Source organism: Lichenicola cladoniae (genome assembly GCF_013201075.1).
Classification (GTDB): Bacteria; Pseudomonadota; Alphaproteobacteria; order Acetobacterales; family Acetobacteraceae; genus Lichenicola; species Lichenicola cladoniae.
Genome location: NZ_CP053708.1, coordinates 1,648,458 through 1,661,353 on the forward strand (window position 1 = coordinate 1,648,458; position 12,896 = coordinate 1,661,353).

A 12,896-nucleotide genomic window follows, 5' to 3' on the forward strand; every position below is an offset into this window, starting at 1 on the left:
CTATGTCGAACCATCAGGACAGCAAGCCGGGCACGACATTGCCCGGGACCAACCAGCCGGCCAAGGCGCGGCTTCGCTCGCGGGCCTGGTTCGACAACCCGCATAGCCCGGACATGACCGCGCTCTATATCGAGCGCTACATGAATTTCGGCCTGTCGATCTCCGAGCTGCAGTCCGACCGCCCGATCATCGGCATCGCCCAGACCGGCTCCGACCTGTCGCCGTGCAACCGTCATCATCTCGTGCTGGCCGAACGCCTTCGCGAGGGCATCCGGGAAGCGGGCGGCATCGCCATCGAGTTCCCGGTGCACCCGATCCAGGAGACCGGCAAGCGCCCGACCGCCGGGCTCGACCGGAACCTCGCCTATCTCGGCCTCACCGAAGTGCTCTACGGCTACCCGATCGATGGCGTCGTGCTCACCATCGGTTGCGACAAGACCACGCCGGCCTGCCTGATGGCCGCGGCGACGGTGAACATCCCGTCGATCGCCTTCTCGGTCGGCCCGATGCTCAATGGCTGGTTCCGCGGGCAGCGCACAGGCTCCGGCACGATCGTGTGGCGGGCCCGCGAGATGCTGGCAACCGGCGAGATCGACGAGGCCGGCTTCATCAAGCTGGTCGCGAGCTCGGCGCCGTCGACCGGCTACTGCAACACCATGGGCACGGCCACGACGATGAATTCGCTCGCCGAGGCGCTCGGCATGCAGCTGCCGGGTGCCGCGGCGATCCCGGCGCCGTATCGCGACCGCCAGGAATGCGCGTTCCATACCGGCCGGCGCATCGTCGAGATGGTGCGCGAGGACCTGAAGCCCTCGCAGATCATGACCAGGGCCGCGTTCGAGAATGCGATCCGGGTGAACACGGCGATCGGCGGCTCGACCAACGCGCCGATCCACCTGGCGGCGCTGGCCCGCCATCTCGGCATCGACCTGCCGATCGAGACCTGGCAGCGCCTCGGCATGGATATCCCGCTGCTGGTGAACCTGCAGCCGGCCGGCGAATATCTCGGCGAGGATTTCTATCGTGCCGGCGGCGTGCCGGCGGTGATTTCGCAGCTGATGACCCAGGGGCTGATCGCCGAGGACGCGATGACCGTCAACGGCCGCACGATCGGCGACAACTGCCGGACCGTGCGGATCGAGGACGAAGAGGTCATCCGCCCGTTCGATCGCCCGCTCCGGACCCGCGCCGGCTTCCTGGTGCTGACCGGGAACATGTTCCGGTCGGCGATCATGAAGACCAGCGTCATCTCGCCGGAATTCCGCGAGCGCTACCTCAGCAATCCCGCCGACCTGGATGCGTTCGAGGGGCGGGCGATCGTGTTCGACGGTCCCGAGGATTATCACGCGCGGATCGACGACCCGGCGCTCGATGTCGGCGACCACGACGTGCTGGTGATGCGCGGCGCCGGCCCGATCGGCTATCCGGGCGCGGCCGAGGTCGTGAACATGCGGCCCCCGGTCTACCTGATCGAGAAGGGCGTGCATGCGCTGGCCTGTATCGGCGATGGCCGCCAGTCCGGTACCTCCGGTTCGCCGTCGATCCTGAATGCGTCGCCGGAAGCCGCGGCCGGCGGGGCGCTCGCGCTCGTACGCACCGGCGACCGGATCCGGGTCGATCTCGGCAAGGGACGCGTGGACATGCTGCTGACCGACGAGGAAATCTCGGCACGTCGTGCCGCCCTGGATGCGGCCGGTGGCTACAGCTATCCCGCCAGCCAGACCCCCTGGCAGGAGCTGCAGCGCAGCGTGGTCGGACAGCTCGATACCGGTGCGGTGCTCGAGCCGGCGGTGGCCTACCAGCGCATTGCCCAGACCATGGGGATCCCGCGCGACAACCACTGAAAAGACTATTTGTCGGACAAGAAAAACCGCATTAGAACGTGTCGCAAGCGGTCAAAGCCGCATAAACCTGGAGGGTTAAAATGTTCACGACCAGACGCCGGTTGGTTCAGATGTCGTCGCTCGGTGCCGTTGCCGCGATGACCGGCCTCGGCAGCAGCCGCGCTGCCGCCGCACCACTCAAGATCGGCTTCATCGTCAAGATGCCCGAGCAGGCCTGGTTCATCAACGAGCAGCACGCCGCCACCGCGGAAGGCGCCAAGATGGACTTCATCGTGGTCAACATGGCCGGCACCGACGGTACCGCCGTGATGAGCGCCATCGACAACCTGTCGGCGCAGGGCGCCAAGGGCTTCGTGATCTGCCCGCCCGACGTGCGGCTCGGCCCGGCCATCTTCGCCCGCGCCACCAGCGCCGGCATGAAGGTCGTTTCGGTCGACGACCAGTTCGTCTCCGGCGGCAAGCCGATGACCCAGGTGCCGCATCTCGGCATGTCCGGCTACAAGATCGGCCAGCAGGTCGGCAGCTCGATCGCCGACGAGATGAAGAAGCGCGGCTGGAAGCCCGAGGAAGTGGCAGCCTGCCGCATCACCAGCAACGAATTGCCGACCGCGCGCGAGCGGGTTGCCGGTGCGACCGACACGCTGGTGCAGAACGGCTTCCTGAAGGCCAACATCTTCGACGCGCCGCAGCGCACCACCGACACCGAAGGTGCCAACACGGCATCGAGCCCGGTGTTCGCCCGCCACGGCACCTTCAAGAAGTGGGTCATCTACGCGCTGAACGAAGAGTCCGTGCTCGGCGGCGTCCGGGCCAGCGAGCAGTTCCATTTCGGTGCCGACGACGTGATCGGTGTCGGCATCAACGGCACCGGAGCGGCGTTCGCCGAGTTGGGCAAGGCGCAGCCGACCGGCTTCTTCGGCACCATCGCGGTAAGCTCCGCGCTGCATGGCCGCCAGAGCGCCATCAACCTCGTCGACTGGATCCGTGACGGCAAGGAGCCGCCGCTCGACACCCAGACCACCGGCACGCTGATGACCCGTGCGAACTGGCAGCAGGTCAAGGCGCAGCTCGGCGTATGAGTGAAGCGCTCGCCGTCGATCCGGGACCACGCGACGATCTGCGCGGTCCCGAGCCGTTCCTGACCCTCGCCGGCATCGAGGTCGAGTTTCCCGGAGTGAAGGCGCTCCGGGGCGTCGACCTGTTTGTCGAGCGCGGTTCGGTTCATGGATTGATGGGCGAGAATGGTGCCGGAAAGTCCACGCTGCTCAAGGTGTTGAGCGGCGTGAACCTGCCGAAGGCCGGAACGATCACCGTCGCCGGCAAGCAGCTTACCTTCCGCGGTGCATCCGACGCCCTCGAGGCCGGGATCGCGATCATCTACCAGGAACTGCATCTGGTACCCGGCCTGAGTGCCGCCGAGAACCTGATGCTGGGCCACCTGCCGCGCCGGGGCGGGCTGGTCGACCGGAAAGCGTTGCGCATCCGTGCCGAGGCAGTGCTGCGTGATCTCGGCGAGGATATCGATCCGTCGACGCCGGTCGGGCGACTGTCGATCGGGCAGCGGCAGATGGTCGAGATCGGCAAGGCGCTGCTGCGGAACGCGCAGATCATCGCGTTCGACGAGCCGACCAGCAGCCTGTCGTCGCGCGAGGTCGAGAACCTCAAGCGGATCGTGCGCCGGTTGCGCGACGAGGGCAGGGCGATCGTCTACGTGACCCATCGCATGGCCGAAGTGTTCGAGTTGTGCGACGCCGTCACGGTGTTTCGCGACGGCGCCTGCGTCGCGCGCCATCCGGACATCGCCGACGTGACGCCCGATCAGCTGGTGACCGAGATGGTCGGCCGCGCGATCGAGGACGTCTATGGCTACCGGCCACGGAAAACTGGTGACGTGCTGGTCGAGGTCGAGAACATCGCCGGTCCGGGCATCCGCGAACCGATCTCGTTCTCGCTCCGGAAGGGCGAGATCCTCGGGTTTTTCGGACTGGTCGGCGCCGGCCGTACCGAGCTGATGCGGTTGATCTGCGGCACCGAGCGCGCCACCGGTGGCAAGATCACGCTGCAGGGCAAGGTGCTCAAGATGGGCTCGCCACGGCGGGCGATCAGCGCCGGCATCGCGATGTGCCCCGAGGATCGCAAGCGCGAGGGCATCTTTCCGATCGCCTCGGTGGACGACAACATCAATATCAGCGTGCGGCGGCGCTATGCGAAATTCGGTATCGTGAATTTCGCGCGCGAGAAGCTGAACGCCGCCAAGGCGATCCGCGACCTCGATATCCGCACGCGAAACGGCTCAACCCCGATCCGCAACCTGTCCGGCGGAAACCAGCAGAAGGCCATTCTCGGTCGCTGGCTGTCGGAGGATATCGAGTTGTTCGTGCTCGACGAGCCGACCCGCGGGATCGATGTCGGTGCACGCGCCCAGATCTACGAGATCCTGTATGGGCTCGCGGAAAAGGGTGTTGGCGTGATCGTGGTGTCCAGCGACCTGTCCGAGGTCAGCTCGATCTCCGACCGTGTCATCGTCATGGCCGACGGGTGCGTGACCGCGAACTTCTCCCGCGACGAGATCACCCCGGAGCGTCTGCTCAGCCAGGCTTTGCCACGCTAGCACTCGTCCTTCCGATCCTGTCGACACGACCTCAGCGCAGCAGCGAGAGTTCCAATGCAGCCCGTGACCCTCTCCCAGACGCCTTCCATCGAGCGAGGCCGGCTCAACAACGCACTCAGGCGCGCGGTCCAGCAATCGGGCATCGTGTTCGTGTTCATCCTGCTGGTGATCGGGCTGGCCGCCCTGGTTCCCGACTTCCTGTCACGCGGCAACATCACCGGCCTGCTGCTGTCGGTCACACTCACCGGCACCATCGCATCGAGCATGATGCTGGTCCTGGCGCTGGGCGAGGTCGATTTGTCGATCGCATCGATCGTGGCCTTCGCGGGCGTCGTCGGCTCGGTCGCGGCAAACTATCTCGGCGCGCCGCTCGGGATCCTCTGCGGCATTCTTGCCGGCGGGATGATCGGGCTGTTCAACGGCGTCGTGGTTGCGTCGTTCGGCATCAACTCGCTGATCGCGACCCTGGCCACGATGGAAGCGGTGCGCGGCCTTGCCTACATCGCGTCCGGCGGCGACGCGGTCCCGATCATGGCGCCGGCTTTCTTCGGCCTGTCCTCTGCGAACTTCCTGGGACTGACCACGCCGGTCTGGATCATGTTCGTGAGCTTCGTGGTGCTGGGCTTCGTGCTCAACCGCACCGTGTTCGGCCGCGACGTGCTGGCGATCGGCGGCAACGTCGAGGCGGCACGGCTGGCCGGTATCCCGGTCACCCGGTTGCGGATCGGCGTGTTTGCCCTGCAGGGACTTCTGGCCGGACTGGCCGGCGTGCTGCTGACCTCGCGCATGGGTCTCGGCGATCCCAAGACGTCGATCGGGCTTGAGCTCGCGGTGATTTCCGCCTGCGTGCTCGGCGGCGTTTCCCTGTCGGGCGGTATCGCCACGATCTCCGGCGTCGTGGTGGGCGTGCTCATCATGGGCTGCGTGCAGGATGCCATGGGCCTGCTGAACGTGCCGGCCTTCTACCAGTATCTGGTCCGCGGCGGCATCCTGCTGCTCGCCGTGATGTTCGACCGTTGGAAGACGGGCCGTAAGGCGTCCACCCTGCGGTAAGAACCGGTTCGGTCAGGGCGTCTTCCGATAGTTCGTGCGGCGCGCCTTCGACCGATGATGCGAAACGTGGTGGCGGGCGCGGATGCGTCGTCGGTCCACAACGGCCTGCCTGGCGTTTCTCCGCGCCAAGGCTACAGGTTCGGCAGGACACTCATCACGGACTATGGGTTCCGGAAAGTGTCACCGGGATAAGTCCGTGTTGAGCCAGGATGGTCTGGCCTGCGTCCGAGAGGATGAAGAGCGCGAACCGCATGGCGATAGGGTTGCCCGACAGGACAATCAACCCATACGGCGCGCTGACGTCCAGAGGCTGAGGAAACTGCACTGCCACCAGATCAGGCACCGCATTCCGCAAGACGCTTGCGCCGCTGCAGTAGCCGATCAGCACATCGGCTCGGCCGGACAGGAACACGCCCTCCGCCGCGCTGTGCCCGGGAACCAAAGCCCGTGCGCCAGGATGGCCGAGCAACTGCTGCGCCTTGTCTTCCAGCATGGCTGTGGCCCCCGGATGCACTCCGTCCGCTCGCTTGAAGATCGCCCAGGCGTAGTCGCCGCTTGGATCCGCGCCGGGCGTCGACGTCGCAAGCTTCACCGCCGGATCGAGCAACCGGGACAGCAGGTTCGCCGGAGTCAGTCCGAGGGAGCTTCGGCCGATGGCGCACATGCGGTTGCGAGCAAACATGACCACCGACCCTTTGTGGCCGCCCTGTGCCAGCCGACGCGGTTGCGCCATGTCCGCGGACGCGAACAGTTCCGCGGTCTCGCCATGCTCAAGCCGTTCACGAAGCGCTCCGGCCGGTCCATAGGTCGCCTGGACCGCTGTCGCAGGCGGCGTGCCGAACGCCGTCAGGAGGTCGGAAAAGGAGCTTGCCAGGCTGCCGGCAGCATAAATGCGCAGCGGTTGCCGAGGGGTGGTTTGTGCCGAGCTTGCGGTTTGGCAGCCCAACAGAAGTGCCGTCGCGAGCATGGCTCGCCCGACGATCGATCTGAAACGGCTCACTGCGCTTCTCTCCTGCCGCTGCCTTCCAGAGCCGACGTCGCCAGCACTCGGCATGGATCCATCAGGAAGCATGGTCCACTTGATGTCACTCGTTGAAGATCGAACACCGTATCGACAGGTCGAAGGCCATGGTCGTCGTCCGAGTCAGCCGCAATCTACTGCGCAGAAAACCTCACCCGTGATTTGCCAGACAGACTTCACACCCGCTCGATCCGCGCCAGGCTGAACGCGTCGGCGGCCAGTTGCAGCGGCCGTGTCTCGGCGTCGCTCCGGCCTTCGTCGATCAATGTCTCGAAATGCCGATACAGTGCTGGATACTCGTTATCCCCGGCATCCAGCAGCATCCTGCCGTCGAGCCGCAGGATGCGACCGCCCTGTTCTAGTTCGAGCGTACCACCGTCGCCGAGGGTCCAGGTGATCGACCAGGTTTCTTCGCCGGCATGGTTCCAGTCCAGCACGGCCGAGAAGCCATCGGCATGCGAGGGCGTCGCGAGCTGCAGGGTGGCGGAGATCGGGGTGTGGGCACCGTCGCGGACATGGAATGTCGCACCGCGCACGAACACCGGTTCGGGCATGCTGCCGACCAGGATCGACAGGGCATTCACCCCTGAATCGAACGTGCCCATGCCGCCCGGCTGCCAGAACCAGTAGACGCCGGGATGGAATTTCTCGAAATCCTCTTTCCACACGATATGCATCGCCGACACGCCGCGCTCGGCCAGGATGCGTCGTGCCGGCTCCACCGCCGCGCTGAACATCGAGTGCCACGCCGCGAACAGCGTTCGTCCGGACGCGGCGGCGCGGGTGGCGAGGTCCTCGACTTCCGACACGGTCTGCGCCGGCGGCTTCTCCAGCAGGACATGCAGCCCGGCGGCGATCGCGGTGCGCGCCAGGCCATAGCGGATCTGCGGCGGCGTGCAGATCGAGACGGCATCGACGATGCCCGCCTCGATCATCGCGTCGATCGACGGGAACAGCGTGACGCCGTCCGGCACGTCGACCGGCACCGGATTGGCGATCGCGGTCAGCCTGAACCCGGCCGATGCGGCGATCGCCGGGATGTGCTGCACCTTGGCGATCTGCCCGGCGCCGACGATCCCGATCCGGATGGGCTCGCCGGTCTTCATGCGGCAGCACCCGCGACGGCGCGATCCCACGCGGCGGCGTAGGCGCGGGCAAGCACCCCGACCTCCTCCCCACTGCGGCCCGGCTTGTAGAGGCCGGAGCCTAGTCCGAACCCGACCGCGCCGGCGGCGATATACGGCGCCACGTTGTCCGGCGTGATGCCGCCGACCGGCAGGAACATCGTGTCCTTGGGGAATACCGAGCGAAGCGCGCGCAGCACGTCCGGCGTGATCAGGTCGGCCGGGAACAGCTTGAGCGCATCCGCGCCGGCAGCGAGCGCCGCGAAGCCCTCGGTCGGTGTGATGATCCCGGGCGTGCAGACCATGTCGAGCGCCTTGGCGGCCCGGATCACCGCGGTGTCGCCATGCGGCATCACCACGACGCGGGCACCGGCCGCATGTACCGCGTGCACGGCTTCCACTGATGTCACGGTACCCGCGCCGATCAGGCAAGTGCTTCCGAACTCCACCGAAAGGCGCTTGATGCTTTCGAGCGGCTCCGGCGAGTTGAGCGGCACCTCGATGATACGGAACCCGGCCTTAACCAGGGCGGCCGACACCGGGATGATCTCGTCCGGGGTGATGCCGCGCAGGATCGCGACATAGGGAGATTGCGAAAGATACTGTTTCAGCATGCGGAGTCTCCAGCCGTCGCCGACACCAGTCCGGCCAGCACGGCGATACGATACAGGCCGCGCACCGAGGCGGCGCCGAGTTCCAACGGTATGGTTCGTCCCAACGTCGCGAATGCCCGTGCATAGCGCGTGGTGATCGCAGGGTCGCCGACCAGCACGATGCGGCCGGGCTCGGCGCTGCCGGCATGTGCGGCGGCCAGTGCCCGGGTCAGTTCCTCGCCGATCAGCAGCCCGGACAGGTAGTCCGTGATGAGGGCGGCATCGAGCCTGCCGGTCAGCACCAGGGCGCGCACCGAGAACAGCCGGCCCGCCAGCCCGTCGGACGCGGCCGCACGCACGCCATCATCGAAGGCGCGGCGCCGGGCCGGATCGTCCGCCGGCAGCGTCGGCGCGGTGGTCGGGATCGACCGGCCGAGGATCGAATGCTCGGTGAGCATCGCGAACAACTCGCCGGTCATGTAGGTGGTGAAGCCGGCGATCACCCCGTTGGAGACCCTGACCCACTTGCAGTGGGTGCCGGGCATCACCAGCAGGATCTCGCCGGCCGTGTCGTCCAGCCGTTCGAGCGCACCGACCGCCTCGGTCTCCTCGCCGCGCATCACGTCCGGGCGTCCGTCCCGGGTCTCGTCGATCAGCCCGGGAACCAGTCGCAGCCCGGTCCCGCCGACCTGGGTCAGCGATCCCGCCAGCTGGTTCAGGTCCAGCGGCAGGCTGAGATACGGAACCTCGTGCCAGCCCTGTCGGCTGCCGACCATGCCGCACGCAATGGCGGCCACCGGTGCATCCGGCTGCCCCTGCCAGCCCTCGGTGATGGAGGCATACGCCGCCGGGAACCCACCCTCCGGCAGGCGCAGGATACCCCAGGGGCGGTGGCGTTCCTCGAGCACGCGCCCGGCAGTCGAAACCCGCCAGGCCCGCAGCGAACTCGTGCCCCAGTCCAGCGCCAGCAGGGCGGTGCGACCCGGTCCCGGACTATCGACAGCCATGTTCGTCTTGTCTGACAATTCGGATCCTCCATGGGTCGTTGCGTGTCCGCGCCGCCGGAATCGGCAGGCAATCCGGCATTCCCCTGCTCAGCGTTCGGCCGGCCGGGACAGACGCGCACTGCGGCCGGAGAGTGATGCCTGCATATCGTCGAATGCATAGCGCACCAGCTCGGTCATGGCTGCACGCGCCTTCTCCGGCTCCCGCAGGCGGATCGCCTCGAACACGGCGCGATGTTCCGGCAGCGGATCCCGGGGGTAGCGCTGGGCACGCTGCTTGAACAGGGTGGTCCACCAGATGGCGGTGACCACGCTGCTCGACAGGGCGGCGATCAGTTCGTTGCCGGTGGCGACCAGGATCACGTGGTGGAAGGCGCGATCGGCTGCCCGCCCTTCCTCGGTGGTGAGCTGGAGCCGCGCCATGGTTCCGAGTGCGTCGCCCATCTCGTCGATGTCGCGCTGGGTATGATTGAGTGCTGCCAGCGAGGCTGCATGCGGCTCCACCATCTGCCGCACCTCGAACAGGTCACGCACGAAACTCTCGCTCGGCTTGGTCTCGAGAAACCAGCCCAGCACCTCGGGATCGAGGATGTGCCATCGGTTGCGCGGGCTGACCCGGGTGCCGGTCTTGGTGCGGCTCTCGACCATGCCCTTGGCCGCCAGGATCCGTACCGCCTCGCGATAGGCGGTTCGTGACACGGCAAGCTGCTCGGCGGCATCGATCTCGCCGGACAGCAGATCGCCGGGCAGCAGCTGCTCGCCGGTGATGCGAATGCCGATGTCACGGGCAATGTTGTCGTGCAGGCGCGGCGCCGACGGGGACCGCTTTTCTACGTATCGCGCCGGTCTGCCGGTACCGGAATAAGTCGTCTCAGGCCGATCCATCCGCGACGATTTCCCCTTGCGCGAGCACCCTGCTGCAGGCCATGCCATCATCGGTCCAAAGCGCCGGCGGTGCCAGCGCCGACACCCGACGACCTGTTGCAATAGCATGCATTAGCGTCGATTTTGTCCGAGTAATCGAAATGGAGCCAGTGCGATGAGCATCGGGACACAAACCGCACCGGATCAGACCGGCTTCCGCGGCGTCGACCCGCGGACAGGCCAGTCGATCGGCCCGTCCCTTCCGGTCGATGACACCGCATCGGTCACTGCAGCCGTCGAGCGGGCCGAAGCTGCGTTCGAGGCCTATCGCGCAACCTCTCCCGATATCCGGGCGCGCTTCCTGGAAGCCATTGCCGGCTCTCTCGAGACCCGTCGCGAGGCGATCATCGCCTCCGCTTCCACGGAGTCCGGTCTGCCGATCCCGCGCATCACCGGCGAATTCGGACGCACCACGGGTCAGCTCAAGCTGTTTGCAAGCGTGGTCAGGCAGGGCGACTGGCTCGGCGTCCGGCTCGATCCCGCGCTGCCCGATCGCGCACCGCTGCCGCGTCCGGATCTGCGCGTCCGTCGCATTCCGGTCGGGCCGGTCGCGGTGTTCGGCGCCAGCAATTTCCCGCTCGCCTTCTCGGTCGCCGGCGGCGACACCGCATCGGCGCTGGCCGCCGGCTGCACGGTCGTCGTGCGCGGCCATCCGGCGCATCCCGGCACCAGTGCATTGGTCGGCGAAGCGATCGACGAGGCGGTCCGCCTCAGCGAACTGCCGGCCGGCGTGTTTTCGCTGGTCTCCGGCCCCGACATCGCTCTCGGCCAGACACTGGTCGGCGATCCACGGATCGCCTCGGTCGGCTTCACCGGCTCGCGCAATGGCGGGCTGGCCCTGGCGCGTCTCGCCGCCGAGCGGCCCGTGCCGATCCCGGTGTTCGCCGAGATGAGCAGCATCAATCCGGTGTTCCTGTGCCCGGCCGCTCTCGAGGCCGGTGCCGACGCGCTGGCGGACGGGTTCGTCGCCTCGCTGACCCTCGGCGCCGGCCAGTTCTGCACCAATCCCGGCGTGGTGATCGCGATCAAGGGCGCGTCGCTCGATGCGTTCGTCGCCCGTGCCGGCAAGGCGATCGAGGCAGCCACCTCGTCCACCATGCTGACGGCCGGCATCCATGCCGCCTATGACCGCGCCATCCACGCACGCAACAGTGTCGCCGGCGTCACCTGCGTGGCGTCCGGCCAGCTCGGCGACGGCGAGAACCAGTGCCGCGCGGCGCTGTTCACCACCACGGCGGCGCACTTCAATGCGGAGCCGTCGCTGACCGACGAGGTGTTCGGCGCCAGCGGCCTGATCATCGCCTGCGACGATGCGGAGGCGGTGCTGGACGTGGCGCGCCGGCTCGAAGGCCAGCTGACCGCGACGCTGCACATGGTCCCGGCCGACGAGCCGTTCGCCAAGGGCCTGCTGCCGCTGCTCGAGCGCCGGTGCGGACGCATCCTGGTCAATGGCTGGCCGACAGGGGTCGAGGTGGCGCATGCGATGGTGCATGGCGGCCCGTTCCCGTCGACCACGGACGGACGCTTCACATCGGTCGGCACGCTGGCGATCGACCGGTTCCTGCGTCCGGTCTGCTACCAGAACCTGCCGCAGGCGCTGCTGCCGCCCGAGCTTGCCGATGCCAACCCGCTCGGCCTTAGCCGTCGGATCGACGGCGTCCTGAAGCTCGCCTGACCAGTCGGAACGCGATCATGTCCATCAGCCTCATCCAACTGACCGATCCTGCCGGCCAGCGCGTGGTCGCGACCTTCGACGGAAACGGCGATGCCCGCCTGGTTGCCGGGGCAACCACGACCTACGCCCTGGCGCTTGAGGCGATCGACGCAGGTGCCAGCCTCGCCGAGATCGTCGGGCGGCATGGGCTGGGCGAGACGGTGGATGTCGAAGCGGCGTCCGCATCCGGTCGCGTGCTGTCGCCGATCGATCATCCCGATCCGGCGCATCTGCTGCTCACCGGAACCGGGCTGACCCATCTCGGTTCGGCCGATGGCCGCGACAAGATGCACAAGGCCGCCGCCGCCGGGCAGGCGACGGACTCGATGCGCATGTTCCTGATGGGCGTCGAGAACGGCAAGCCGGCGGCTGGCGAGACCGGCGTGGCGCCCGAGTGGTTCTACAAGGGCGACGGATCGAGCCTGATCGCGCCCGGCGCCCCGCTGCCGAGCCCGGCCTTTGCAGCCGACGCCGGCGAGGAGCCGGAGATTGCCGGCATCTATGTCAATGGTCCGGATGGCGCCCCGTACCGCGTCGGTTTCGCGATCGGCAACGAGTTTTCCGATCATGTCACCGAGCGCCAGAATTACCTGTGGCTCGCGCATTCCAAGCTCCGCCCGGCGTCGCTCGGCGGCGAGCTTCTGGTCGGCGAACTGCCGGCCGACGTTCGCGGCACGTCGCGGATCGAGCGTGACGGCAAGGTCCTGTGGGAGAAGCCGTTCGCGTCCGGCGAGCAGAACATGTCGCATGCGATCGCCAATCTCGAGCACCACCACTTCAAGTATTCGCTGTTCCGCCGTCCGGGCGACGTGCATGTGCATTTCTTCGGCACCGCGACCCTGTCGGTCTCGGACGGGATCGTCACCCGCGATGGCGACGTGTTCGTGATCCAGGCCGAGCCGTTCCGGCTGACCCTGCGCAACCCGGTCTCGTTCGACACCACGTTTGCCAGCCCCGTCGTCACCCGCGCCCTCTGACGTCGCGATGGCGGAACGTCAGCCGGGGGAT

General features: G+C 67.3%; 11 protein-coding genes. 6 read left to right on the plus strand and 5 right to left on the minus strand.

Annotated features, from left to right (window positions below):
• Positions 1–2: 2 nt before the first annotated feature.
• From HN018_RS07620 to araH, 4 genes are all read left to right on the plus strand, one after another.
• Positions 3–1,844 carry an IlvD/Edd family dehydratase gene (locus tag HN018_RS07620; RefSeq protein WP_171834921.1) on the plus strand — a complete coding sequence of 614 codons (1,842 nt, stop codon included), beginning with the start codon at positions 3–5 and terminating at the stop codon, positions 1,842–1,844.
• A gap of 80 nt (positions 1,845–1,924) precedes the next feature.
• Positions 1,925–2,923 carry an arabinose ABC transporter substrate-binding protein gene (locus HN018_RS07625; RefSeq protein WP_171834922.1) on the plus strand — a complete coding sequence of 333 codons (999 nt, stop codon included), beginning with the start codon at positions 1,925–1,927 and terminating at the stop codon, positions 2,921–2,923.
• Positions 2,920–4,455, plus strand: coding sequence for an L-arabinose ABC transporter ATP-binding protein AraG (gene araG, locus HN018_RS07630; RefSeq protein WP_171834923.1), 1,536 nt, complete (start codon positions 2,920–2,922; stop codon positions 4,453–4,455). Before HN018_RS07625 ends, araG begins: the two co-directional genes overlap by 4 nt.
• Positions 4,456–4,509: 54 nt before the next feature.
• Positions 4,510–5,508 carry an L-arabinose ABC transporter permease AraH gene (araH, locus tag HN018_RS07635; protein WP_171834924.1) on the plus strand — a complete coding sequence of 333 codons (999 nt, stop codon included), beginning with the start codon at positions 4,510–4,512 and terminating at the stop codon, positions 5,506–5,508.
• 154 nt (positions 5,509–5,662) lie between these two features.
• On the opposite strand, the gene HN018_RS07640 is transcribed toward araH, so the two are convergent.
• The 5 genes from HN018_RS07640 to HN018_RS07660 all read right to left on the minus strand — a co-directional run bounded on the left by HN018_RS07640 (position 5,663) and on the right by HN018_RS07660 (position 10,135).
• Entirely contained in the window at positions 5,663–6,508 is an 846-nt protein-coding gene (locus HN018_RS07640; protein WP_171834925.1) for a substrate-binding domain-containing protein, read from the minus strand.
• Between the two features lie 197 nt (positions 6,509–6,705).
• On the minus strand, positions 6,706–7,635 hold the full coding sequence (locus HN018_RS07645; protein WP_171834926.1) for a Gfo/Idh/MocA family protein: 930 nt from the start codon (positions 7,633–7,635) through the stop codon (positions 6,706–6,708).
• A complete protein-coding gene (locus HN018_RS07650; RefSeq protein ID WP_171834927.1) occupies positions 7,632–8,267 on the minus strand; it encodes a 2-dehydro-3-deoxy-6-phosphogalactonate aldolase in 636 nt (211 codons plus the stop codon). The genes HN018_RS07645 and HN018_RS07650 overlap by 4 nt, the downstream gene beginning before the upstream one ends.
• On the minus strand, positions 8,261–9,271 hold the full coding sequence (locus HN018_RS07655) for a 2-dehydro-3-deoxygalactonokinase (protein ID WP_239479123.1): 1,011 nt from the start codon (positions 9,269–9,271) through the stop codon (positions 8,261–8,263). Before HN018_RS07655 ends, HN018_RS07650 begins: the two co-directional genes overlap by 7 nt.
• 69 nt (positions 9,272–9,340) lie before the next feature.
• On the minus strand, positions 9,341–10,135 hold the full coding sequence (locus HN018_RS07660; protein ID WP_171834928.1) for a FadR/GntR family transcriptional regulator: 795 nt from the start codon (positions 10,133–10,135) through the stop codon (positions 9,341–9,343).
• A gap of 154 nt (positions 10,136–10,289) precedes the next feature.
• On the opposite strand from HN018_RS07660, the gene HN018_RS07665 reads away from it, so the two are divergent.
• Together HN018_RS07665 and araD1 are read left to right on the plus strand one after the other, a co-directional pair.
• Entirely contained in the window at positions 10,290–11,849 is a 1,560-nt protein-coding gene (locus HN018_RS07665) for an aldehyde dehydrogenase (NADP(+)) (RefSeq protein ID WP_171834929.1), read from the plus strand.
• A gap of 17 nt (positions 11,850–11,866) precedes the next feature.
• Entirely contained in the window at positions 11,867–12,865 is a 999-nt protein-coding gene (gene araD1, locus HN018_RS07670; protein WP_171834930.1) for an AraD1 family protein, read from the plus strand.
• Positions 12,866–12,896 lie beyond the last annotated feature (31 nt).